Consider the following 23,213-nt stretch of genomic DNA (forward strand, 5'->3'; position numbering starts at 1 on the left):
TTTCCCCCTGTGAGAGTAGGACGCTGCCAGGCAATTTTTTATTTTCTGCAGCAGCTAACAGGCAGCTGAACTGGTATAGGAAACAACAATATTATTCCGCAGTAGCTCAGTGGTAGAGCATTCGGCTGTTAACCGAACGGTCGTAGGTTCGAATCCTACCTGCGGAGCCATTGATTTGCACCTTACAGGTTTGATTTGCTTCCATAGCTCAGCAGGTAGAGCACTTCCATGGTAAGGAAGAGGTCAGCGGTTCGAGCCCGCTTGGAAGCTCTTTAAATAAGTATGGCCCCTTGGTCAAGCGGTTAAGACACCGCCCTTTCACGGCGGTAACACGGGTTCGAATCCCGTAGGGGTCACCATTACGGAGGATTAGCTCAGCTGGGAGAGCATCTGCCTTACAAGCAGAGGGTCGGCGGTTCGATCCCGTCATCCTCCACCATTTTTGGACAAGCAAATGAATATACATTATATTCACACCATGCCGGTGTAGCTCAATTGGTAGAGCAACTGACTTGTAATCAGTAGGTTGAGGGTTCAATTCCTTTCGCCGGCACTCTGTGGAGGGGTAGCGAAGTGGCTAAACGCGGCGGACTGTAAATCCGCTCCCTCCGGGTTCGGCGGTTCGAATCCGTCCCCCTCCACCATTTAAAAAACGGGCAGGTTTTATGTCCTTTTTTGCATTTTCTCCATTGGGCTATAGCCAAGCGGTAAGGCAACGGACTTTGACTCCGTCATGCGTTGGTTCGAATCCAGCTAGCCCAGCCATTTTGTGAGCCATTAGCTCAGTTGGTAGAGCATCTGACTTTTAATCAGAGGGTCGAAGGTTCGAGTCCTTCATGGCTCATTCACTTATTCTTGTCTACTCATATTAGAATGTTCCTGCGGAAGTAGTTCAGTGGTAGAATACAACCTTGCCAAGGTTGGGGTCGCGGGTTCGAATCCCGTCTTCCGCTCCAAATGGGGCCTTAGCTCAGCTGGGAGAGCGCCTGCTTTGCACGCAGGAGGTCAGCGGTTCGATCCCGCTAGGCTCCACCATCACATTACATACACCTATTCAGCCTTAAATCTTTTAAGATTTAAGGCTTTTTCTTTGTTTCATAATGATGAGCATAAAAAAGCGGGGGATTTTATCAAAAGGTCGGTTAATTTTCTGCTTTTCAAGGGGTTATTTTAATGAAAAAACAAGCAAAAATGCTGGTACATGATTATTTTTGGGGAGAATGACTCTTTCTGAACGTCTCACAAATAAAAAAAACGCGTTCTAACGGTTTTACTTGTGACCTACATGTGCTGGAGATAGATTATTCCCGATTACGAACAATATATTCCCAATTAGCGTTGATTTATTCCCGATCCCGCCTAATATATTCCCAACAGCTGTATTCTGGTAACAAGTTTTAAAAAAAATGTAAATTAGATGTTATTATAAAGCTACTAAGCGATCCTGACGGGATGTTTTAAAAAAATAGAAGAAAAATTGCTCATTCCATTAGAGAAATTCCTGAAAAAAGCTATACCATACAACAAATATAATAGAACGAGTTTTTACCGTTTTTCTTGTAACCTACCTATAGCTAAAAAAGAATTTCTCCAGTTAACCTCAATAGATCTTAGACTAACGCCGATATATCTTGTTAGGACGATTAGCTTCAAGGTATCCCTGATTCCGCTCGATATATTCCCTGTAACTGTATTCTAGTAGTGATTTGTACAGAATATAGTAAATAGTGACTCTATAAAGCTATTAATCGACTTTCAACGCCACCTGTATGCATAGATATACACAGATTTGCCGAGTTGAGTCATTGGTTTGTCAGCAGTTACAATACTTGATTAGGGGAGGGTGGTAAATCATGAGAAAGATATCTATAATTGGAATGCCGATGGACTTGGGTCAAATGCGCAGGGGTGTTGATATGGGACCGAGCGCTATCCGGTATGCTGGTGTTGTTGAGCGCCTGCAGACGCTGTTCGATGTAATCGATGATCAAGGGGATATTGCCATCGGCAGGCCGGAAGTGAAGATTGACCCGGAGTCGAATTTGCGCAATCTTGAACTGGTTGCGGAAAAGAGTGGGTTGCTTGCCGAGGAAGTGGACAATATTATCAGTACAGGCGCTTTTCCTCTCGTGCTTGGCGGTGACCACAGCATTGCCATTGGCACGCTCGCAGGGGTGGCCAAGCATTATAAAAAGCTTGGCGTCATCTGGTACGATGCACATGGCGACTTGAATACAGCCGAAACGTCTCCGTCAGGCAACATTCATGGTATGCCGCTGGCAGTCAGCATTGGAGAGGGGCATGAGCTTTTGACCAATATTGGCGGTTTCACGCCAAAGGTACTGCCTGAGAACATTGTCATCATCGGGGCAAGATGCCTTGATGATGGGGAAAAGAAACTGATTAAAGAACATGGCATCAAAGTGTATACAATGCACGAGGTGGACAGGCTGGGTATGGCACGGGTAATGGAAGAAACGATTGGCTACCTGAAAGAAAGGACAGACGGTGTCCATCTATCACTGGATCTGGACGGGCTTGATCCAACCGATGCTCCAGGCGTGGGTACACCCGTCACTGGGGGAATCAGTTACCGTGAAAGCCATCTGGCCATGGAAATGCTGGCCGAATCGGATATTATTACATCAGCCGAATTTGTTGAGGTTAATCCAATTCTTGATGAAAAAAATAAAACAGCGATTGCTGCCGTCGCATTGATGGCATCATTGTTTGGGGATAAACTGCTGTAGCGTCCAGTTTCATTATATAACCAAAGGAAAAGCAGCAGCTTTAATCAGCTGCTGCTCTATATTAGGAAAGCTGTTAACAAACCTTTCCTCCGTTTATGGAATGATATTTATTTAATAATCGATCGAGCTTCGTACTCATATCCACTACTCTTTGATTGGAGAGGGGGGTGTGCGAGGCAAGCTGGACCATTTCATTGCGGCATTTTTCAATATCCTCCAACAATCTATTTAAGCACATTGAAATCCCATCCTCATTTTTCAATTTATTACAATAAATTTTACCCCATTTTCACCTTTTTAAAACGAACGAAGTGAATTTTTGCTAAAATAATGAATGGAGAATAAAAAAGTGAAACCTTTTTTGTTATTAGAACGTATTCAGAATAGCCGCAGCAGAGCGGAGGTTAAGAATGGAGACAATCGTTAAACGAAGAATCAAGCAAGTGATCAAGGGCGATCAAGATGCCTATGGGGAAATAGTTGAATTGTACAGGGACAAGGTCTTTCAGCTCTGCTACCGCATGCTTGGCGATCGCCATGAGGCAGAAGATATTGCACAGGAGGCTTTTATCCGGGCGTTTATCAATATAAACAGCTTCAACCAAAACCTTAAGTTTTCGTCATGGATTTACCGGATTGCGACGAACCTTTGCATTGACCGGATCAGAAAGAAAAAGCCGGACTATTTTCTCGATGCCGAGGTGCCGGGTACCGAAGGGTTAACCATGTATTCGCAGATTTCATCGGATACCGTATTGCCCGAAGACGAACTGGAAAGTCTGGAATTACAGGATGAAGTTCAAAAAGAAATCTCAAAGCTACCCGAAAAATACAGGATGGCTATCGTATTAAAGTATATTGAAGAGCTTTCCCTTAATGAAATCAGTGAAATCCTCGATCTTCCGCTGGGAACGGTGAAGACAAGGATCCACCGTGGAAGGGAAGCTCTCAGACAGCAGTTAAAAAACGTATAGTGAGGTGAAGTGATAGTGAGTTGTCCAGATCACATCGTTGATTACATGCATGATTATTTGGATGAAGAAATATCGGAACGCGAAGAGCAGGAACTGAGAAAGCACCTCCACTCCTGCTCCGACTGTGAACAGCACTTTCGGGAGCTGAAAAAAGCCATTGCATTCGTCCAAAATACTTCTCACATAAAGGCGCCTGATGGATTTACTGCCAGCGTCATGGCAAAGCTTCCCAAAGAGAAGAAGAAGCTTGAAATGAGCAGATGGTTCAAAAGCCATCCTTTCCTCTCAGCCGCATCGCTATTTCTCATGCTGATGACAGGCAGCATCCTGTCCACGTGGAACGAAGACCAGCAATTTTCTGTTTCGAAGCAGCCAAATCTTGTCGTAGAAAATGGAACAGTCGTAGTACCGAAAGGCGAGGTTGTCAAAGGAGACGTGGTCGTCCGGAATGGCAGGCTTAATATTGAAGGAGAAGTACAGGGCGATGTCACTGTCATTAACGGAGAAAAATATTTAGCTTCCGCCGGGCATGTGACAGGTGATGTCCAGGAAGTTAATGAAGTATTTGAATGGATTTGGTACCATATTAAAGAGACAGCGCGCGATACGGTCGGGCTGTTCGGCGGTAATGAAGAAGACCAGTCACTCCAATTCTAGGGAGTGGCTGTTTTGTTCATCACTGGTGCTATTTCACGCCTATCATTCATAATTTAAATAGGTGTTATGATATAATAAGAAAGTCTGGCCTGGAAGATTCACATTAAGGACACATTTAATGAATAAAGTTTTGGAGGAAGGGCAATGTCGATCGCTGATTTTGATATTTTAAAATATCTCGCCAATATTGTTGACATTCTCCTTGTCTGGTTCGTCATATATAAGCTGATTGCAGTCATTAGGGGAACAAAAGCCGTTCAATTGCTGAAAGGGATTTTCATGATCCTGATTATTAAGTTTATCAGTGATTATTTCGGCTTAATAACCCTCAGCTGGATTATGGGCCAGGCAATTACATGGGGGTTCCTTGCCATTATCATCATCTTCCAGCCTGAGTTGAGGAGAGCACTCGAACAGCTGGGGCGGGGCCATCTGTTTTCAAGGACCGGCCTGCAGGAGGAAGAGGAAGAAGAAAGGATGGTCGAGGCGATTATCAAGTCAACAGATTATATGGCCAAACGCCGAATCGGGGCACTTATTTCTGTTGAGAAAGAAACCGGTATGAGTGATTATATCGAAACTGGGATCCAGCTGAATTCGAGGATTTCATCAGAGCTGTTAATCAATATTTTTATCCCTAATACGCCGCTGCACGATGGGGCGGTCATTATTCAGAAGTGCAGCGTGGCTGCTGCCGCCTGCTATCTGCCACTGTCGGAAAGTCCTTTCATTTCCAAGGAACTCGGGACCAGGCACAGGGCAGCATTAGGAATTAGTGAAGTAACAGACAGTGTCACAATCGTTGTGTCCGAAGAGACAGGAAATGTATCTCTGACGAAGAACGGGGAACTTTACCGGGACCTGACTAAGGATAAGCTTAGGGAATTGCTCCAGAATGAACTGGTAACCCCGTCAAAAACCAAGCAGACCACTTTGGCACGCTGGAGTTGGATGGGAAGGGGACAGAAAAATGGATAGATGGCTTGATAATCCATGGTTCATGAAAGCTGTTGCCCTAGTCCTGGCCATGCTCCTGTTTGCATCGGTGCCAGACACCAGCAGGGACAAACCACTGGAAATCAATGTGCCTTCAAGCACAATCACTGAAACACTGAATAATGTCCAGGTGAAAAGCTACTATGATACCGAGAACCTCGTCGTAAGCGGTGTCCCTGAGTCTGTGGATGTGACAATCAAAGGACCAAAGAATATCGTTCAGCAGACAAAAGGTTTTAGGGATTTTGAGGTATACACGGATCTCACGAAGCTTGGAATGGGTGAACATGAGGTTCCTTTTAAAGTAAAAGGTATTTCTGACCGTTTGAAGGTCACTATCTCGCCTAAATATGCTGATGTATCGATACAGGAAAGAATGACGAAAGAATTTAAGGTAGATGCTGAATTCAACCGTGACATGGTTGAGGACGGATACTCTGCCGATGCACCGTCCGTAACGCCTGGAAAAGTAAAAATAACAGGCGCCAAGAATCTTATTGAAAAAATTAGCTATGTTAAAGCAACGGTGAACTTGAACGAACCGATTAGTGAAACGGTTGAGAAGAATGCTATTATACAGGCGTTTGACCGAAACATGAACAAGCTTGATGTAATGGTTGAGCCGAAGATTGTGAAAGTCACGATCCCTGTCAAAAGTTCAAGCAAGAATGTTCCAATAGAAATCCAGCAAAGCGGAAACCCTGTACCTGGGGTATCCATTGAATCAATGACCCTGGATAAGAAAGAAGCCACAATCATCGCGGATCCCGATGTCCTGAAAGACGTGGAAAAAGTCCGTGTTGAAGTGGACATTAGCAAGATTACGGATGATACAGAGATCACCTTGCCTGTGATTATTTCAAACGGTGTCGTCTCGGTTACGCCTGAGACTGCTGTACTGAAGATAGAGGTAAGCAAACAGGGAGAGAGCAAAGAAGAAAACCAGGAAGACGGCGAGAAAGAAAAAACAGTATCCAACATTCCAATCGGGGTGGAGGGTACTGGTGACGAATACGATGTATCGTTCATCAATCCGGCAAACGGCCGGCTAAACCTCTCTGTTTGGGGAACCCGTGATGCCATCTCTTCCTTGGGCGCTGATGACATAAACCTTCTGGTGAATGTCTCAGGCCTTCAGGAAGGGGAACATGAAGTGGCAATCCGAGTATCAGTACCGGACAATGTCAGATGGAAACTATCAAATCAGACAGCAAATATATCTGTTTCGAAAAGAGAAGCTTAAAAAATCACAGCAATTTTTCACACAAGGAGCGATTGAAAGAATGGGTAAATATTTCGGTACTGATGGAGTACGGGGAGTTGCAAACAGTGAGCTTACTCCAGAACTTGCGTTTAAGCTAGGCAGGTTTGGCGGGTATGTGCTTACGAAAGACAAGGACCGCCCAAAAGTGTTAATCGGACGTGATACCAGGATTTCCGGTCATATGCTTGAAGGAGCTTTAGTGGCCGGACTCCTTTCGATAGGCGCTGAAGTCATGAGGCTTGGTGTGATTTCTACTCCAGGAGTGGCTTATCTAACGAAAGCAATGGATGCTCAGGCGGGAGTCATGATTTCGGCTTCCCATAATCCTGTGGCAGACAATGGGATTAAATTTTTTGGCCCTGATGGATTTAAACTGTCTGATGATCAAGAGCTTGAAATTGAGCAGCTGATGGATTTGGAAGAGGATAAGCTTCCGCGCCCTGTGGGAGCCGATCTTGGTTTGGTAAATGACTATTTCGAGGGTGGACAGAAATATTTGCAGTTTTTAAAACAGACAGTGGATGAAGATTTCTCGGGAATACATATTGCCCTTGACTGTGCGCATGGCGCAACTTCTTCACTTGCCATGCATTTGTTTGCCGACCTGGATGCGGGTATTTCAACGATGGGTGCTTCTCCGAACGGATTGAATATCAATGAAGGAGTTGGCTCAACACATCCGGAGGCCCTGGCTGCCTTTTTGAAAGAGAAGGGTGCCGATATTGGACTCGCTTTTGATGGTGATGGCGACCGCCTCATTGCAATCGATGAGAATGGGGACATTATCGATGGCGACCAGATTATGTACATCTGCGGAAAGTATATGAAGGAAAAAAAGCGGCTTAAACATAATACTGTGGTATCCACTGTCATGAGCAACCTTGGTTTCTATAAGGCGCTTGAGGCCAATGAAATCAGCACCGCGCAGACAGCCGTAGGTGACCGCTATGTTGTCGAGGAAATGAAGAAGAATGGCTTCAACCTTGGCGGGGAGCAATCTGGCCACATTATTTTCCTTGACTATAATACAACAGGGGATGGCCTCCTGACTGGCCTTCAGCTTGCGAATATCATGAAGGTTGAAAACAAAAGATTGTCAGAGCTTGCAGCTGAGATGAAGAAATTCCCACAGGTGCTTGTCAATGTGCGTGTGACAGACAAATACCATGTCACAGACAATGAGAAGGTAAAGGAAATCATCGAGACTGTCGAGAAGGAAATGAACGGAAACGGACGCATTCTTGTACGTCCTTCCGGTACTGAGCCACTCGTGCGGGTCATGGCAGAAGCCCCGACTGAGGATGTATGCCGTGAATACGTGAATCGCATTGTGGCAGTCGTTGAAAAGGAAATGGGTCTTACTGAGTAAACCCTTCTAAATATACGCCTTTTTGTGCACAGGGAACACTTTTGCTTCCCTGTGCATATTTATTAGGGAGGAAGTTTATTCTTTTTACATTCGGGAAAGAGACTTGAAGGCTTCCTTGTTTTTTTATTGTTGACTGAACTAGCAGATTCAGGTATGATTATCCTGTTTTTGTATATTTACAAAAACAGACTATATTTACTGGAAGGAGGGCAGGCAAAAAGGGTTGCCAGATTAAAAAAGCGCCAGGACTGATCCGGAACGAAGGCGGGTTAGTTGACGAGGTGGAGGTTTATCGAGGGTTCGGCGGATGCCTCCCGGCTGAAGTGCACAGCCGTGAATCCTTTCTTTAAAACACCAGGGCAACCTGATGAACAAAGGGAAGGGAATGCCAAAGGCAGCCTGAAAAAGGCTGTCATTAAATATATAACAGAGATGAGGGGGCAAGACGCCCCCAAAGGTTTCTTGCCCCCTAATCGTTAGGGAGGAAAAGAAAATATGTGTGGTATTGTTGGATATATTGGAAATAACGATTCGAAGGAAATTTTGCTGCGAGGGCTTGAGAAGCTTGAGTACAGGGGTTACGATTCTGCTGGTATTGCTGTAGCAAACAGCGAGGGCGTTCATGTATTCAAGGAGAAAGGCCGGATTGCTGACCTGAGGAAAGCTGTCAATGGCGATGTCTTTGCCAGCACAGGTATTGGGCATACGCGCTGGGCGACACACGGCGAGCCTAGCAGGGAGAATTCTCATCCTCACCAAAGCCAATCCGGGCGGCTGACGCTTGTCCACAATGGAGTGATTGAGAACTATGATCTTCTGAAGCGCGAGTATCTGCATGACGTTCCGTTTAAAAGCGAAACAGACACCGAAGTAATCGTACAGCTGGTAGAGCTGTTTATGAACGAAGGCAAGGATGTCGAAGAAGCGTTCCGAAAAACGCTGTCGCTGCTGCACGGTTCTTATGCACTTGCCCTGATTGATCATCAGGATCCTGATACGATTTATGTGGCGAAAAACAAAAGCCCTCTTCTTGTTGGACTTGGCGAAAATTTCAATGTCGTGGCAAGTGATGCGATGGCAATGCTGCAAGTGACAAGGGAATACGTGGAGCTTATGGACAAGGAAATGGTCATTGTCACAAAGGAAAAAGTGACAATCAAGAACCTTGACGGCGAGACGGTTGAGAGACAATCCTATACAGCCGAGCTTGATGCGAGCGATATCGAAAAGGGAACCTATCCGCACTATATGCTGAAGGAAATCGACGAGCAGCCGCTTGTGATGCGTAAGATCATCCAGAACTACCAGGATGGCGAAGGCGCGCTTGAAATCGACTCAGATATCGTGAAAGCGATGAAAAAGGCTGACCGCATTTATATCATTGCGGCAGGAACTTCTTATCATGCTGGTCTTGTCGGAAAGCAATTCATTGAAAGAATGGCCAAGGTACCTGTTGAAGTGCATATTTCAAGCGAGTTTGGCTACAATATGCCGCTTCTGTCAGAGAAGCCATTGTTCATTTTCATTTCGCAGAGCGGGGAGACAGCGGACAGCCGCCAGGTACTCGTTCAGGTGAAAGAAATGGGCCATCCTGCACTGACAATCACGAACGTGCCAGGCTCAACACTGTCCCGTGAAGCGGACTATACCCTGCTTCTACATGCAGGTCCTGAGATTGCTGTTGCGTCAACAAAGGCATACACAGCCCAGTTGGCTGTATTGGCTATCCTTGCAGAAGTAACGGCCAAGAGCCGCGGGTTTGCAGTAGAGTTCGACCTTGTGAAGGAGCTTGGCATTGTGGCAAGTGCAATGGAGTCGCTGACAGACTCGAAAGAAGCTTTCGAAGACATTGCCCGCGAATTCCTGACTGTCACAAGGAACTGCTTCTTCATCGGCCGTGGGATTGACTTCTACGTTGGCCTTGAAGGTGCGCTTAAGCTGAAAGAGATCTCTTACATCCAGGCGGAAGGCTTCGCCGGAGGAGAACTTAAGCACGGTACAATCGCACTGATCGAGCAAGGCACGCCTGTCATTGCCCTGGCAACCCAGGATTTTGTCAACCTGAGCATCCGCGGAAACGTTAAAGAAGTAGCAGCCCGCGGCGCAAACCCTTGCATCATTTCGATGAAAGGCCTGGAAACAGACGAAGACCGCTTCGTCCTTCCAGAAGTGCATCACCTGTTAACACCTCTTATCTCTGTCATACCGCTGCAGCTCATCTCCTACTATGCAGCACTGCACCGCGACTGCGACGTCGACAAGCCAAGGAACCTGGCGAAGTCCGTTACGGTGGAGTAGGATTTAGTTGGGTTGGGGATGAAGTGTAGTTTTAAAAGAAAGATGTACTGTTTATAAGAAAGATGTACTGTTTATAAGAAAGATGTACCGTTTTACCCCTTTGGATATAATTGTCTAAAGGGGTGTTTTTATGTCCAAAAGAAAAAGAACATCTGAAATTGAAAAGTGGATTAAACAAGGTCGAGGCTCAGGTATTAGTATAGATTATAAACAGTGGCTGAAACAAAACATTTACCCGAAATTATTATTGCAGATCGAGGAGAGTTTGAGGGGTATTCTGTCGAAAATTTGATCAATAACTTAAATATAAAAATAGAAAATACGACTGCTTACCGAGGAGATTTAAAAGGATTTGTAGATTATCGTTTAGATGCTACGTTAAATCTCTGCCACTTACAAAAGCAAGAAAACATTAGATAAATGGCTTAAATACGCTAAATTTATATTTCATGGAGGATAAATTGTAATGATAAAAAATAATTTTAAAATAAAAAACATTCCAACAATTTTGTGGGGTGACAAATCAGATAAGTTATTTGTGGTGGTACATGGTAACATGTCAAATAAGGCAGATGACTCGATTATTGTATTTGCAGAAGAAGCAACAGTAGTAGGTTATCAAGTGCTTAGTTTTGATTTACCTCAACATGGTGACCGTAAGGATGATACTTATCTTTGCAAAGTTCAAAACTGTATTCAAGACCTTAATACAATTATGACCTATGCAAAATCGTTATCAAATAATATAAGCATTTTTGCTTGTAGCATGGGAGCATATTTTAGCCTATTAGAATATAGCCATGAGCAGTTGAAGCAGTGTTTGTTTCTCTCTCCTGTGGTAAATATGGAACGTATCATAAATAATATGATGACATGGTTTAATGTAAGTGAGAGTAGACTAAAAATAGAGAAAGAAATTTCTACACCTATTGGACAAACTCTCTATTGGGATTACTACTGTTATGTGAAAGAACATCCTATTGTTGCTTGGAATAATCCAACTTCAATTCTCTATGGTTCAGAAGATAACTTATGTGAGTTTGACGTTGTATCTGAATTTAATAAACGTTTTAACTGTAATTTGCATGTAATGGAGAATGGAGAACACTATTTCCATACTGAGGAACAGTTGCAGTATTTCAGACAATGGCTGAAAAAACATATATACGTTAAATGATAATAAAAAATGATTGATGTATAAGAGGCTCAAAGACTTATTATTTTGAATCTATAATTCCTTAGTCATACCATGCTTTAATAACTTTTGTTGGCTATATATTTTTTCAAAAAGAATCCCTGTTAAATAGTAAAACACGAGGCCAAAGCAAATATGAATAAGTGTAAATTTAGGACCAAATGAAGTGAATTCATACACTAGAACTGGCAATTTCACTGTTGACCAAGCCCCTAAGAAAAATACTATATAGCGGACACTGGCTCCTTTTTTCAATAAAAGTACTGCAATTGGAAAGGCTATATAAAGAGGTCCAGCAGCTACTGTTGCTAATAATAAGGTGAAGAGGACACCAAATATACCTGATTTTTCCCCCATATATCGAATGAGTGACTCTTTCTTTACCCATTGGTCCAATAATCCCACTAATATAAATATTGGAGGAAGTAGAATTAACATATCCAAAATACTTTTACCAGTTAACTGAACTGTTTTTATAGCAATAGCTTGATTCATAAATGCAATAAGTAGAAGCCCTAATAATAAAATGAGAAAGAACCGATATCTTTTTAGCTTTTTCATGTCATCACCACCCAAATAATAAATGCAAATAGAAGAGACATTATTATGGCAGAAATATTTCGAGCATAAGCAAAACTATGTCCAAAAGTTTTTTGTTCCATAGATAAACTTGCCACTCCTACAGCCATTAATGTTGACATTAATACAGCAACTTGTGGAAGAGCAGCACCATTTTGAACTAATGTATGTCCAAGAGGAAAGACTATAAAGCTAGGCACTATAGCAATTGATCCAATGATTGTTGAATAAATGATGCCAAGTAAGCCAGAATCTTCTCCAATAATTGAAGAAATAAGGGATGGTGTCAATAAAGATAATGCTAATCCAACAAAAAGCATGATAGCTAATAAATCCGGTAAAACATTGCGAAACATTTTCCATGAACTTAATAAGGCTGCCTTTGTTTTATGTTTATTTTTTATGAAAGAAATACCCAAATAAATAATGGCTATAGTATATAGAATAATTCCATTAATCATTATTTTGAGCCGTCCATTCTTTATATTTTTCTAGGAAAAACGATAAATTTTGAATTTTTTCTTCAATATCTATTTGAAAATCTTCTAATTTTCTTTTTCCAACTGTAGTGATTTTGTACATCCTTATCGGTTTATCTTGATCAGATGTATCTAGATAAGACTCAACAGCGCCTTCTGCCTCTAATTTTTTTAGTGTGCGATATAATATAGCACTATCAATTGGATTGATAGGAAGCTCTTCCTTACATTTTTGCAGAAGGTTCCCTCCATAGTTATCTCCCTCTGTTAAAAATAGCAATAGAAATGCACCTGTATGTCTCCCTGTATGTTTCATAAAACATATAACCTCCTAATTTTAATGTTTAAAAATTATTGGCAATACACCGAACTGTTAGTGACAGTATACTGTTAAAAACAGTTTGGTGTCAATTTTTTTTGTGTGATAACTAAAAATTAGAATAGGAAGGATTATACTTAAACTAATGAGTGGTTTAGTAAGGCAACTAAGTTTCAATTTTTGTAGTTTTTTTGTATTTTTTAATATTCCGCAAACGGGCGCAATTGTCGAAGATTACAGCTAGAAAATGAAACAGAGGATTTAATTGAATAAGAATCAGATCAAACTTTTTTATAATAACCAAACTAAAATCTAATGAAAAAGAAGCCATTTTGATCAAACATTTTTCAAAAATGGCTTCTTTTGATTTATTGTAAAATGCTGATTTGTGAGGTATTTTTGATCAAACATTATTCCAAAGCTACACCGATGCTATTTTTTATTATTAAGAATCTTGCCCTTTACCTCACCAATTTTAATTTCTCCGTTTCCTGACTGTGTAATAGACGCATCTTTCGCCACGTGGTTGATATCCAGACTACCATCACCCACTTGTATCTCTACTGAACCACCTACCTGATCAACCGCAATATGTCCATTGATATTGTTAATGACTACATCCGAATCGATATCATGAGCGGTGATGTCACCATCTCGATTATCAATTTCAAGTGAGCCGGTTAGGTTCGATACTTGAATATCGCCATTGATGTTGTCAATCTTGGCGCTAGACGATAGCTCTGATACTTGGATATTGCCGTCACGGTGTGACTTAATATCCAGCTTAAGTTGCTTTGGAACTTTGATTTCCAGATCGACTGCCCCCGATCCCATAGCAAGGAATTGCCCTCTAAACCGTGCATCTAAATAAGCAGTATCTTTCTGTGCTTTCAGATTTAGCTCCAATTTATCCATGCTGACCCCTTTGCCTTTGGCCAAAGCAACAACTTCGATTTTATCCGAATCAGAACTCCCAGAAATCTGAATTTCCCCATTCCGATGGTCAATGACAAGCTTTTTCAGACCGACCGACGGTAATTCCAGGTCCTTCGCCGTTGATTCTTCTTTCGCTCCGCAGGCAGCAATCAACATCAATGACACTACAATCATAGCGCCCTTTATTCTCTTCATTATGTTCATATTTATCCTCCTTTTTTTGCAGAGATTGTTCTAAAATTCCGATTTTTTTGCTCAATCTCGAAGACGCCACTCAGACCACATCGCGCTTTACAAATATAGGGTAGGATATCAAATACATGACCGCTAGATGAATCCCGATAAATATGAGGGAAAAGCTCAATGTTACCCCATCAACAGAAGGATTTCCGTATATGTACGGAGTAAGGTCAGTGTGGGAGAAAACGAAGTATTTCGTCCAGCTCCAACCGTCCATAGCAATCGCAATAATAAACCCAGTCAACGAGACGAGCAGGGAAATAACGATGGAGAAGGTTGTACTTCTAAAGGCGGCAGAGATCATAAATGCCAATGTAATCGTGATGAGCAAGAATGGAATATTAAGCACATATCCCGCAAGTAAAGCTTGCAGCATTGGAATTTCTTCTACAGATTGGTTCTTTACATAGAAATAGCTGTCTGCTAATCCATTGAAACCAAATATGAAGCCACCAAGTAAAATCGATGTTAGTATACCAGCTACTGATAACATAAGGCCGAACAAGATGGCGGCGGCATACTTGGAGATGTAGATTTTGCTGCGACTAGCCGAACGGGTCAATAGAAGCTTAATCGTACCGGATACGAATTCAGCGGCAACAATCTCGCCTGCGATAATAATGGAGATGAGGGAAACCGCAAAAATGATATTCCGCACTTGGCTCACCGCAAAGCTCCATCCATTGGTGCTAGGCGGGATGCCTTTGTCTAAATAGTACTCATTCAACACTATGTGTTTCTCGGCCTGCTTGATTTCAATGTTCAACGCGTCCGTCTTGGTGGCTTCCTTGCCGAATTGCACATTCTCTTGTTCTAACTGTGCTCTCCAATTGTCGTTGGTAGCGCCACTTCCAGCCGTTTTCAAATTCACGATTTGAAGTACTACGTACAACAAGACGATTGCAATCATAACCCAGGTACGCTTTCGTTTATAAATCTTCATGTTTTCATTGCGAATGAATGAAATCAATGGTCTTCCCCTCCTGTTATCTCCATAAACTTGTCTTCCAACGTTTTTTGGACCGCGTGGACACCAAATACGTTAATTCCTGCTTCCATTAGCTTCCGGCTAATCTCCGGAATATGCGCCTTGGTGATACTGACTTGAATATGTCGTTGATCTGTCGTGATTTCATCACCAGACATTAGCGTTTGAAGGATTTGTACGGCTAGATCTGGTCGATCGACTTCGAATTGAACTTGTGTTCGTTCATCTGCTGCCATATCCGATATCTTGTAAATATTAATCAGTTTTCCTTTTTGCATAATTGCGACCCGATCACACATTATCTCCATTTCGGACATGAGGTGGCTGGAGATCAGAATACCTACACCTTCTTTTTGAGCCAGATGTGTCAAGTGACCTCTCAGTTCACGGATACCAGCTGGATCAAGTCCGTTGGTAGGTTCATCCAGTATGAGCAGGGAAGGCTTATGGACAAGAGCGATGGCAAGGCCTAGGCGCTGACGCATGCCCAGGGAGTAGGTCCCAACTTTATCACCGATACTATGCTCCAGACCAACTAGTGCAATGACTTCCTGAATTCTTACTTCTGTCACGCCTGGCGTCATGCGAGAAAAGTGAATTAAATTGTCAAAACCGGACAAATATTTGTAAAAATCCGGATTCTCCACGATTACGCCTACATGCTTCATAGTTTGTTCAAAGTTGGCATGAGCATCTGTTCCGTTAATCAGTACTTGGCCTCCTGATTTGGACATTAAGCTGACGATCATCCGAATCGTCGATGTTTTTCCTGCTCCGTTCGGACCGAGGAGTCCCAGGATTTCTCCCTTATCCATATTTAACGTTACCTGATCAACAATGACCTTGTTTCCTATTTTTTTCGTGAGATCACGAATTTGTAGCAGCGACAATGTCTACCACTCCTTTTATTAGTAATTGGAATGAGATATACTTTTCTGTATTCTAGGGATTCATCTCATCCAACTTCAAACTAGCAGAAGGATTGTCATAAAGCCGAGTGACAAGAAGTCATAACCTTGATATGACAAAGGAAATTGGGCGTGTTCATGCCGTTTTTTTCTCATGCCAAAAAGATTAAAGGAGTTGTACATATGCGTTTTCTAATTAAAAATAAAAATCGGTGGTCATGGCAAGACTGGACTATGCTTGCTATTCGTTGCCTATGGGTCGTCGCTGTTATCATTTTTATGTATCAGGATCAGCCAACATTTTCTTTTTGGCTGGTGTTTGTTCCACTTTTACTGTGTAATCTTGTCCCCTTTTTGTTTGTGAAGGGTCACTATTATCGATACCTGATATCAGAGTGCTTGTTTGCTGGTGGAGTATCATTATTTCTTGCTTATGATTTTGGGCTGATACGCTTGTTTCCATCTGCTCTCTTTACGATTGCGTTCTATAGTCGAGGCCTATCCCATTGGTTCTCGCTTCCTATCGCCGTCACACTGTTTGTTCTAAGTGCAGGGGATTCTATCAGTTCATCGTTGTCACATCCTGTCATATGGCAAAGCATAATCGATGCACTTATCTTCTACGGGGTAAGTTATGCACTACAAAAAGGAGCCTTGGCGATTAATGCCATCAAGCAGAAGCTTTCGTTGATAAAGAAGCAATACACGATTTTGGAGCAGTATTCATCACAGATTGAAAGAATGACGCTGTTGGAGGAACGTTACCGAATGGCACGTGAGCTACACGATACGATCGGTCATACCTTTACTTCCATGATTCTAGGAATGGAAACGCTTAAGTCCCATATTTATTCGAAAGAGGGAGAAGCCAAACTACAGGGAATGCTCAAGTTGGTTAGAACGGGACTGGATGACATTCGCCGTCAGGTGCATCAGATGGATCCAATCGAGGAGGCGCTGCCGTTGGATGGAGCGCTGCTTCAGATTATGGATGAATTCAAGACGAATACCGGGATTCGGATTGTATTTCGTACAATGGGTGAGCCTTACCCTGTGATGAAGCAGGTCAGACTTACCTTGTATCGCTGTCTGCAGGAGGCTCTAACTAACGCTAGTCGTCATGGGCAAGCCAGTACAATTCAAGTTCTTTTGCAATATGATCACACACAGATGATGCTACAGGTACAGGATAATGGCAGGGGTGAAGATAATCTCCAATATGGATTCGGTTTGACAGGTATGAAGGAGCGTTTAGCTCCATTACAAGGCAAACTCTTTATCCATTCGCAGTCGGATGCCGGCACAATGGTAACCTGCACGATTCCCAATCCATCTCATGAAGGTGGCCAGAAAATCAAAATCTTGTTGGCGGATGATCAACCATTGGTAAGTGAGAGTCTTAGATTGCTGTTAGGAGAAGAACAGGATTTCGAAGTTTGGGTTGTAGGAGATGGCAAACAAGCCATCGAAGAATGTAAGAAGGATCGTCCCGACATTGTATTAATGGACATCAACATGCCTGAGATGGACGGTATCGAAGCTACAAAGTTTATTAAAGAGACGTGGCCAAACATACGTATCATTATGATTACGACAATAGAGGATGTTTCCTTGGCGGCTGAAGCTCTTCGTATCGGAGCAGAAGGATACATGTTGAAATCGATACACCCTAAGGAATTGGCCGCAACCATTCGACTCATATATAGCGGGGGGACGATGATCTCGCAGGATATAGCTCATCAATTGTTTCAACACAAGATTGGGGATAAGGTGCAGAATCGGTATGAGCTGACCGAACGGGAAATCGAAGTTCTCTGGTGCTTGACAGAAGGACTTCGCAATAAGGAAATTGCACAGAAGCTACATCTGTCGGAAGGTACGATACGGAATTATATCTCCTCTATTTACCTTAAATTGCAAGTGCATAGCCGTGAAGAAGCAGTGGAGAAGGCAAGAATTGAATGTCTAACCTGACGAAATAAGAGGGAATCCAAGTCAATTTTCTGGACATAAAAAAATTAAGTCAAGCTATTGCATGGCGAATATTTACATCTTCTTTGTACTATGATATCACTACGTTTTCATAGAGGAAATTACCACCCGTATAAAAAAGAATTATTTTATTAGATTTATTATGATAGACAATAACATTTTTGCGTAAAAAGTTAAATGCTTCATCACCATAAAGCACAACTGGTTCATGTTCAAATTCCAACTCTTTAATAATTTTATTTTTATGAAAATCCAATAAGTCGAATGGACTTATAACTCTCGTCCCTAGAGTCGCAAGGCTTTTTAAAACATAAAAAAGGAGTACCTCCCCGAATATCGAATTTATTAAGTACAACCAAAACATTTCGATTGCGGAGGTGACTCCTATGTCTATTATAAAACAAGAAAGCCTTTTCGGCATCCAGGAATTATTTGATTTAGAACCTACCCAACGGTTCCATACTGTTTTTTCAACTATTGACATAGACAGTGCTGTTTCAGCTGTTTCCAAAAAGTCTTGGCTAGATTTCACGTATAACACCAGGTATATTACAATATTCTTTCTGCTTTTAATGTTGTCTATGACATATTGCTGATTACAGCCATAAGAATGTACCACCTCTGTCATGTTTTTTACCAGCGATTGCCACAAGATGTACCACTTGTTGACGCCCCATTTACCAATGGGATAACATCAAGGAAGTAGGGATTTACAAATTTATGGATTTTGAAAGATAAAAAAGCCTAATTCCTCCGTTACCTTTAGTGAGAAATTAGGCTTTTGATGTTCAACAATCGCGCCCGATTGCGGAATAAGGAAAATTATACATTTTAAAACAGGATTCCTGATCAAACTTTATTATAAACAATTAGACATTTTTATTAATGATCGAGCTTTATTTCGAAGCCACAAAATAATGAATTTATAAGCTGCTAAAGGAGAATGATAAATATGTGCTTTGGCGAAAGGAGGCACTAAATATGAATTTGATTAGGAGGATTACAATGGGAATTTTAAGTGGAAATCCAACAGACGAACCTATGCATTATGGGGAAGTATTTAGCACATGGTCATTTCTTTTAACGGCTAAAGGGACAATTGCAGGTTATCAAACTCACCTAAACCATGCAGGTGATGAAGATTTACAGAAATTGCTTGAGGAAGCCATTCAAGGAGGACAACAAGAAATCAAACAGATTGAAACTTTATTAAATTCGAATGGAGTTGGATTACCTCCAACACCTCCAGAAAGACCTAATGCTTGTTTAGAGGATATTCCAGTTGGAGCACGTTTTGCAGATCCTGAAATAGCAGCTGCTCTTTCAATGAGCATTGCTGCAGGATTAGTATCGTGCAGTACAATAATGGGGCAATCAATTCGAGAAGATATTGGAATGATGTTTGGACAGTTTCATATTCAAAAGGCAGCACTTGGAGCTAAAGTTCTTCGTCTAAATAAAGAAAAAGGATGGCTAGTTCCACCTCCTTTACATCATTATAAAGCAGAAGATTGTTAGTTAATTTATAACTGGTATAAGGGGAAAGAAATTTTATTCTTCTCCCTTTTCATTTTTAAAGTAACTCGTACTTTTCATTAAATATTAATTGATTGAATCAATTTCATAATTGCTCTTTGTAAAAAAGCAAAGACTTCCCTAAACGGCAAATCTTCGATTTTTTAAGGTTAAGCAGCAGTCTGTTTCCTTGTACCTATTAGTTGCGATTCCTCTCTTGAAAGGAATGAACAGTTTGCCCCTGTCTATTCAGTATGGAACCTAAGGCTGCAGATTGACGGGGAAACTGAAAACCTGGACAGGGAAAAAGGGGAGGCTTTTATAGATACAGCAGGATTTGAAAAGATGATAAAAACAGATACTGAGAATCCAAGAAACTTATTTTTAGTTGCTGCAGTCCAGGATCGGCTTGTCGGATTTTCAAGGTGTGAAGGAATTTATTTAAACAGATTCTCTCATAAAGTAGAATTCGGGGTTTGCGTTTCAAAAGATTTTTGGGGATATGGAATCGGGAAGAATCTTTTAAATGAGTCTGTTTCCTGGGCCGACTCCAACGGTATTAAAAAAATCACTTTGAATGTTTTAGAAACAAACGATAAAGCCATTCAACTTTATAAAAAGCACGGTTTTGAAATAGAAGGCATATTAAAAAAAGACAAAGTCCTTTCTGACGGTAAATATTATAATACCGTTATTATGGGAAGGTTTAATGAATGATCAGCACTACAAGGATATAAAGCCCCATGGTTCCAATAGTGAACGGAATCATGGGGCTTTTTCGATTACATTATTTTTGAAATAAGCGGCCAAAGCATGATGACCAGAATTGCTACTGGGCTGAGATAGCATACGCTAAAGCGCCAGAGGGGGACCATCTTTTTCATGAATGGGCTTGTTTCCAGCTCGTGTGCTACCAAAGCGCGGTCGAGGCGGAATCCGGCAAAGATACTCATCAGTAAGGCACCAATTGGCATGAGGATATTGGAAACCGTGTAATCGGCCCAATCAAAGAATGTTTTGTCGAGCCACTTTACATCGCCGAGCATCCCGAAGGACAGGGCGGATGGAATGCCGAGGAGTGCAACCAGCAATGTGACAATCAGAGCGATTTTTTGTTTTTGCTTTGCTCCGGGATCGGTTTTTGAATCTGTTAAGGCTGAAACGACTACTTCGAGCATTGCGATAGACGACGTGATGGACGCGAACGCGAAGAGCAGGAAGAAGAGCGTGAGGAAGAAAACCCCGAATTGGATTTGATCGAACACAGTAGGCAGAACGATAAACAATAGCGACGGCCCTTCCGCTGGATCAAGCCCTGCCGCAAAGACAGCCGGGAAAATTGCGAACCCTGCCAAAAGGGAAACGAGAATGTTCAGTGAGACGATATATCCTGCCGATCGATTGATTTGGCCGCGTTCCTTCATATAGGAGGCATATGTTAGCATCGCTGATACTCCGAGTGAAAGGGAGAAGAATGCTTGTCCAAGGGCGGCCAGAACTGAAGTTCCGCTTAAAGCGCTGAAGTCCGGCTGCAGAAAGAAGCGAACACCTTCCATCGCTCCATCGAGCGTAAGGGAACGGCCCACAAGAATAATGAAACAGACGAATAGCAGCGGCATCATGATTTTGCTCATTTTTTCAATCCCCGACTGCACACCTCGCATTACGATTGCGAGTGTAAGACCGAGAAATATCAGCTGGCCGAGGATGGCATAGAAAGGTGAACCTGAAATCGTAGCGAACAGCTCACCGAGTCCTTCTGTCTCGAGCCCGCTAACCTTCCCGGTGATAGCGAGCCCCGTGTAAATCAATACCCATCCGCCAATGACACTATAAAATGATAGAAGCAGGAAGCATGCAACCATTCCGAGTAAACCAACGAATGACCACTTTTTATGGCCCAATGCAGAAAATGCACGAAGCGCTGTTTGTCCGCTTGTTCGGCCAATCAGGAATTCCGCGATTAATACAGGCAGGCCAAGTAAAATCGTAAAAATTAAAAATAAGAGCAAAAACGCGCCGCCTCCGTTCGTTCCCGTTGTATACGGAAACTTCCAGATTGCGCCGAGTCCTATAGCAGATCCGGCCGCAGCTAAAATAAAGCCAATCTTTGAAGCCCATGCATTTCCTTTAATGGTACTACACCTCTTTCGTAAAAATTAACTTCTATTGTATAGCAATTAAACTTGCGAGTCACTATTTTCCAAATAGTCCCATAAAAAAGGCTGAGGCATTTACCAGATATCTTCCTGGCTAATGCCTCAGCCTCTTTTTTATTCAGCCACAGTCTGTCCGTTCTTTTCCATTGCCCTGATGGATTCGTCCACTTTCACCATCATGGAGCACTCGACCCGCTTGCGGAAGATGTCGCAGCTGAAGTCATATGTTCCGTTCAGGGAGCCTGTTGCATGCAGTGCGTTGGCAGGGCAGCCGCCGCTGCAGTAAAGTTTCGCCCAGCAGTCATGGCATTCCGGCTTTGAGTAGCAGTTGCTTTCTTTAAACTGGCATTGTGTCTCTGGCTTCGTGATTCCATCCCAAATGTTGCCCATGCTGTATTCCTCGTCCCCGACAAACTGGTGGCAAGGGAAGAGCTCGCCCCATGGAGTGACAGCAAGGTATTCGGTACCTGAGCCGCAGCCGGAAATTCTCTTTTGGATGCAAGGACCTTCAGAGAGGTCAAGCATGTAATGATAGAAGGTAAAAGGATTCCCTTGCTCTTCGCGCTTGATCATTTCCTTGGCGAGAATTTCGTACTGATTGTAAATCTCCGGGAGATCCTTCTCGGTGAGTGCATACGGTTCACGCGGGTCACAGATGACCGGTTCCATCGAGAGCTTGTCAAAGCCAAGGTCAGCGATATGGAGAATGTCATTGGTGAAGTCGACATTGTTATGCGTATAAGTTCCGCGTACATAGTATTCTTTATCGCCACGTTTTTCGACGAACTCCTGGAACCTCGGAAGAATATGGTCGTAGCTTCCTTTCCCAGTGACTGTTTTCCGGAGAAGGTCGTGGACTTCTTTTCTGCCATCAAGGCTCAATACAACATTGTACATTTCCTTGTTCAGGAAATCGGTGACTTCATCATTCAGCAGCATGCCATTCGTAGTGAAAGTGAAGCGGAAATTCTTCTTATACTCTTTTTCCTTGCTTCTCGCGTAAGCGACAATCTGTTTGACAACCTTCCAGGCCATGAGCGGTTCCCCGCCAAAAAAGTCGACGTCAAGGTTACGATGATGGCCTGAGTTTTCCAGCAGATAGTCAATGGCTCTTTGTCCAACCTCATAACTCATGATGGCTCTGTCTCCGCTATATTTTCCCTGGCTGGCGAAGCAGTATTCGCATGACAGGTTGCACGTATGTGCGACGTTGAGGCAAAGGGCTTTCACGTATGTCTTGCGGTTTCTTAAATCAATGGAAAGGTCCTTATATTCATCCTCAGTAAAGAGCTGGCCGTCATTTTTAAGTTCCTCCACATCCGCAATGGTTTCCCGGATGTCTTTCTCGGAGATGGAGGGATCCTGTGCGTGCTTTTCCAGCATCATTGCTACGATTTCTTCTGCAGGAGTATTCTCATAAAGAGCGATGATTTCATAGGCAAGGTCGTCGACAACATGAACAGACCCGCTGTATGTGTCGAGCACGATATTGTATCCGTTAAGTTTATATTGATGTATCATACTTGATCTTCAAGCTCCTTTTGTCCATAAAAATTACCGCCCATCTTGAAAACTGCTGGGCGGTACATTTCCTG

The 23,213-nt window shown here is 42.6% G+C and carries 21 protein-coding genes, 10 tRNA genes and 1 pseudogene; 22 read left to right on the plus strand and 10 right to left on the minus strand.

Going from position 1 to position 23,213, the window contains the following annotated elements; all coding sequences use genetic code 11:
• Positions 1 to 95: 95 nt before the first annotated feature.
• The 11 genes from D1970_RS17815 to rocF all read left to right on the plus strand — a co-directional run bounded on the left by D1970_RS17815 (position 96) and on the right by rocF (position 2,750).
• A tRNA-Asn gene (locus D1970_RS17815) sits at positions 96 to 170 on the plus strand.
• A 27-nt stretch (positions 171 to 197) separates the two neighbouring features.
• Positions 198 to 270 (plus strand) — tRNA-Thr (locus tag D1970_RS17820).
• A 14-nt stretch (positions 271 to 284) separates the two neighbouring features.
• Positions 285 to 359 (plus strand) — tRNA-Glu (locus D1970_RS17825).
• Positions 360 to 363: 4 nt separating this feature from the next.
• Positions 364 to 439, plus strand: a tRNA-Val gene (locus tag D1970_RS17830).
• A gap of 41 nt (positions 440 to 480) precedes the next feature.
• Positions 481 to 553, plus strand: a tRNA-Thr gene (locus D1970_RS17835).
• 6 nt (positions 554 to 559) lie between these two features.
• Positions 560 to 644 (plus strand) — tRNA-Tyr (locus tag D1970_RS17840).
• A gap of 46 nt (positions 645 to 690) precedes the next feature.
• Positions 691 to 765, plus strand: a tRNA-Gln gene (locus D1970_RS17845).
• A 6-nt stretch (positions 766 to 771) separates the two neighbouring features.
• Positions 772 to 844, plus strand: a tRNA-Lys gene (locus D1970_RS17850).
• Positions 845 to 881: 37 nt separating this feature from the next.
• Positions 882 to 956 (plus strand) — tRNA-Gly (locus tag D1970_RS17855).
• Positions 957 to 959: 3 nt separating this feature from the next.
• A tRNA-Ala gene (locus D1970_RS17860) sits at positions 960 to 1,035 on the plus strand.
• A gap of 818 nt (positions 1,036 to 1,853) precedes the next feature.
• Positions 1,854 to 2,750 (plus strand): arginase, encoded by an 897-nt coding sequence (gene rocF, locus D1970_RS17865; protein ID WP_119114219.1) that lies wholly within the window; start codon positions 1,854 to 1,856, stop codon positions 2,748 to 2,750.
• 73 nt (positions 2,751 to 2,823) lie between these two features.
• Here the strand turns inward: rocF and D1970_RS17870 are convergent, their stop codons facing one another.
• Positions 2,824 to 2,988, minus strand: coding sequence for an aspartyl-phosphate phosphatase Spo0E family protein (locus D1970_RS17870; RefSeq protein ID WP_119114220.1), 165 nt, complete (start codon positions 2,986 to 2,988; stop codon positions 2,824 to 2,826).
• 172 nt (positions 2,989 to 3,160) lie between these two features.
• Between D1970_RS17870 and sigW the strand changes: the two genes are divergently transcribed.
• The 8 genes from sigW (at position 3,161) to D1970_RS17920 (ending at position 11,485) form a co-directional block, all read left to right on the plus strand.
• Positions 3,161 to 3,724, plus strand: a complete 564-nt coding sequence (sigW, locus tag D1970_RS17875; protein ID WP_119114221.1) for an RNA polymerase sigma factor SigW — start codon at positions 3,161 to 3,163, stop codon at positions 3,722 to 3,724.
• A gap of 15 nt (positions 3,725 to 3,739) precedes the next feature.
• Positions 3,740 to 4,381: an anti-sigma factor family protein gene (locus tag D1970_RS17880; RefSeq protein ID WP_119114222.1), complete on the plus strand. Its 642-nt coding sequence runs from the start codon at positions 3,740 to 3,742 to the stop codon at positions 4,379 to 4,381.
• A gap of 144 nt (positions 4,382 to 4,525) precedes the next feature.
• On the plus strand, positions 4,526 to 5,359 hold the full coding sequence (gene cdaA, locus D1970_RS17885; protein ID WP_119114223.1) for a diadenylate cyclase CdaA: 834 nt from the start codon (positions 4,526 to 4,528) through the stop codon (positions 5,357 to 5,359).
• On the plus strand, positions 5,352 to 6,620 hold the full coding sequence (locus tag D1970_RS17890) for a CdaR family protein (RefSeq protein WP_119114224.1): 1,269 nt from the start codon (positions 5,352 to 5,354) through the stop codon (positions 6,618 to 6,620). The genes cdaA and D1970_RS17890 overlap by 8 nt, the downstream gene beginning before the upstream one ends.
• Before the next feature lie 40 nt (positions 6,621 to 6,660).
• Positions 6,661 to 8,010: a phosphoglucosamine mutase gene (gene glmM, locus D1970_RS17895; protein ID WP_119114225.1), complete on the plus strand. Its 1,350-nt coding sequence runs from the start codon at positions 6,661 to 6,663 to the stop codon at positions 8,008 to 8,010.
• A gap of 495 nt (positions 8,011 to 8,505) precedes the next feature.
• Positions 8,506 to 10,308, plus strand: a complete 1,803-nt coding sequence (gene glmS, locus D1970_RS17905; RefSeq protein ID WP_119114227.1) for a glutamine--fructose-6-phosphate transaminase (isomerizing) — start codon at positions 8,506 to 8,508, stop codon at positions 10,306 to 10,308.
• Between the two features lie 213 nt (positions 10,309 to 10,521).
• Positions 10,522 to 10,728: a TnsB C-terminal domain-containing protein gene (locus D1970_RS17915; RefSeq protein WP_119114228.1), complete on the plus strand. Its 207-nt coding sequence runs from the start codon at positions 10,522 to 10,524 to the stop codon at positions 10,726 to 10,728.
• 46 nt (positions 10,729 to 10,774) lie between these two features.
• Complete coding sequence (locus D1970_RS17920; RefSeq protein ID WP_119114229.1) at positions 10,775 to 11,485, plus strand: alpha/beta hydrolase; 711 nt, start codon at positions 10,775 to 10,777, stop codon at positions 11,483 to 11,485.
• A gap of 51 nt (positions 11,486 to 11,536) precedes the next feature.
• On the opposite strand, the gene D1970_RS17925 is transcribed toward D1970_RS17920, so the two are convergent.
• From D1970_RS17925 to D1970_RS17950, 6 genes are all read right to left on the minus strand, one after another.
• A complete protein-coding gene (locus D1970_RS17925; protein WP_119114230.1) occupies positions 11,537 to 12,064 on the minus strand; it encodes a permease in 528 nt (175 codons plus the stop codon).
• Positions 12,061 to 12,543 (minus strand): hypothetical protein, encoded by a 483-nt coding sequence (locus D1970_RS17930; RefSeq protein ID WP_119114231.1) that lies wholly within the window; start codon positions 12,541 to 12,543, stop codon positions 12,061 to 12,063. Before D1970_RS17930 ends, D1970_RS17925 begins: the two co-directional genes overlap by 4 nt.
• A complete protein-coding gene (locus tag D1970_RS17935) occupies positions 12,536 to 12,877 on the minus strand; it encodes a PadR family transcriptional regulator (protein WP_119114232.1) in 342 nt (113 codons plus the stop codon). The genes D1970_RS17930 and D1970_RS17935 overlap by 8 nt, the downstream gene beginning before the upstream one ends.
• 435 nt (positions 12,878 to 13,312) lie before the next feature.
• Entirely contained in the window at positions 13,313 to 14,020 is a 708-nt protein-coding gene (locus D1970_RS17940) for a DUF4097 family beta strand repeat-containing protein (RefSeq protein ID WP_119114233.1), read from the minus strand.
• A 70-nt stretch (positions 14,021 to 14,090) separates the two neighbouring features.
• The gene (locus D1970_RS17945) at positions 14,091 to 15,026 is read right to left on the minus strand and encodes an ABC transporter permease (protein WP_119114234.1); all 936 of its coding nucleotides are present in this window, start codon (positions 15,024 to 15,026) and stop codon (positions 14,091 to 14,093) included.
• Positions 15,023 to 15,934, minus strand: coding sequence for an ABC transporter ATP-binding protein (locus tag D1970_RS17950; protein ID WP_119114235.1), 912 nt, complete (start codon positions 15,932 to 15,934; stop codon positions 15,023 to 15,025). The genes D1970_RS17945 and D1970_RS17950 overlap by 4 nt, the downstream gene beginning before the upstream one ends.
• Before the next feature lie 201 nt (positions 15,935 to 16,135).
• On the opposite strand from D1970_RS17950, the gene D1970_RS17955 reads away from it, so the two are divergent.
• Positions 16,136 to 17,926: a helix-turn-helix transcriptional regulator gene (locus D1970_RS17955; protein ID WP_119114236.1), complete on the plus strand. Its 1,791-nt coding sequence runs from the start codon at positions 16,136 to 16,138 to the stop codon at positions 17,924 to 17,926.
• 88 nt (positions 17,927 to 18,014) lie between these two features.
• On the opposite strand, the gene D1970_RS17960 is transcribed toward D1970_RS17955, so the two are convergent.
• On the minus strand, positions 18,015 to 18,476 hold the full coding sequence (locus tag D1970_RS17960) for a hypothetical protein (protein ID WP_142921029.1): 462 nt from the start codon (positions 18,474 to 18,476) through the stop codon (positions 18,015 to 18,017).
• Positions 18,477 to 18,949: 473 nt separating this feature from the next.
• On the opposite strand from D1970_RS17960, the gene D1970_RS17965 reads away from it, so the two are divergent.
• A complete protein-coding gene (locus tag D1970_RS17965; RefSeq protein WP_119114247.1) occupies positions 18,950 to 19,462 on the plus strand; it encodes a DUF3231 family protein in 513 nt (170 codons plus the stop codon).
• Positions 19,463 to 19,720: 258 nt separating this feature from the next.
• Positions 19,721 to 20,176 (plus strand): annotated as a pseudogene (locus D1970_RS17970) (GNAT family N-acetyltransferase); the annotation flags it as partial.
• Between the two features lie 65 nt (positions 20,177 to 20,241).
• Here the strand turns inward: D1970_RS17970 and D1970_RS17975 are convergent.
• Together D1970_RS17975 and scfB are read right to left on the minus strand one after the other, a co-directional pair.
• Entirely contained in the window at positions 20,242 to 21,594 is a 1,353-nt protein-coding gene (locus D1970_RS17975; RefSeq protein WP_119114239.1) for a sodium-dependent transporter, read from the minus strand.
• A 138-nt stretch (positions 21,595 to 21,732) separates the two neighbouring features.
• On the minus strand, positions 21,733 to 23,139 hold the full coding sequence (gene scfB, locus D1970_RS17980; RefSeq protein ID WP_119114240.1) for a thioether cross-link-forming SCIFF peptide maturase: 1,407 nt from the start codon (positions 23,137 to 23,139) through the stop codon (positions 21,733 to 21,735).
• Positions 23,140 to 23,213: the final 74 nt, after the last annotated feature.

Source organism: Mesobacillus zeae, assembly GCF_003570705.1.
GTDB lineage: Bacteria > Bacillota > Bacilli > Bacillales > Cytobacillaceae > Mesobacillus_C > Mesobacillus_C zeae.

Excerpts from the sequence above, each read along its gene's own strand:
- rocF (WP_119114219.1), top strand. The coding sequence starts at position 1,854 with ATGAGAAAGATATCTATAATTGGAATGCCGATGGACTTGGGTCAAATG.
- D1970_RS17870 (WP_119114220.1), bottom strand. The coding sequence starts at position 2,988 with ATGTGCTTAAATAGATTGTTGGAGGATATTGAAAAATGCCGCAATGAA.
- sigW (WP_119114221.1), top strand. The coding sequence starts at position 3,161 with ATGGAGACAATCGTTAAACGAAGAATCAAGCAAGTGATCAAGGGCGAT.
- cdaA (WP_119114223.1), top strand. The coding sequence starts at position 4,526 with ATGTCGATCGCTGATTTTGATATTTTAAAATATCTCGCCAATATTGTT.
- D1970_RS17890 (WP_119114224.1), top strand. The coding sequence starts at position 5,352 with ATGGATAGATGGCTTGATAATCCATGGTTCATGAAAGCTGTTGCCCTA.
- glmM (WP_119114225.1), top strand. The coding sequence starts at position 6,661 with ATGGGTAAATATTTCGGTACTGATGGAGTACGGGGAGTTGCAAACAGT.
- glmS (WP_119114227.1), top strand. The coding sequence starts at position 8,506 with ATGTGTGGTATTGTTGGATATATTGGAAATAACGATTCGAAGGAAATT.
- D1970_RS17920 (WP_119114229.1), top strand. The coding sequence starts at position 10,775 with ATGATAAAAAATAATTTTAAAATAAAAAACATTCCAACAATTTTGTGG.
- D1970_RS17925 (WP_119114230.1), bottom strand. The coding sequence starts at position 12,064 with ATGAAAAAGCTAAAAAGATATCGGTTCTTTCTCATTTTATTATTAGGG.
- D1970_RS17930 (WP_119114231.1), bottom strand. The coding sequence starts at position 12,543 with ATGATTAATGGAATTATTCTATATACTATAGCCATTATTTATTTGGGT.
- D1970_RS17935 (WP_119114232.1), bottom strand. The coding sequence starts at position 12,877 with ATGAAACATACAGGGAGACATACAGGTGCATTTCTATTGCTATTTTTA.
- D1970_RS17940 (WP_119114233.1), bottom strand. The coding sequence starts at position 14,020 with ATGAACATAATGAAGAGAATAAAGGGCGCTATGATTGTAGTGTCATTG.
- D1970_RS17955 (WP_119114236.1), top strand. The coding sequence starts at position 16,136 with ATGCGTTTTCTAATTAAAAATAAAAATCGGTGGTCATGGCAAGACTGG.
- D1970_RS17965 (WP_119114247.1), top strand. The coding sequence starts at position 18,950 with ATGGGAATTTTAAGTGGAAATCCAACAGACGAACCTATGCATTATGGG.
- scfB (WP_119114240.1), bottom strand. The coding sequence starts at position 23,139 with ATGATACATCAATATAAACTTAACGGATACAATATCGTGCTCGACACA.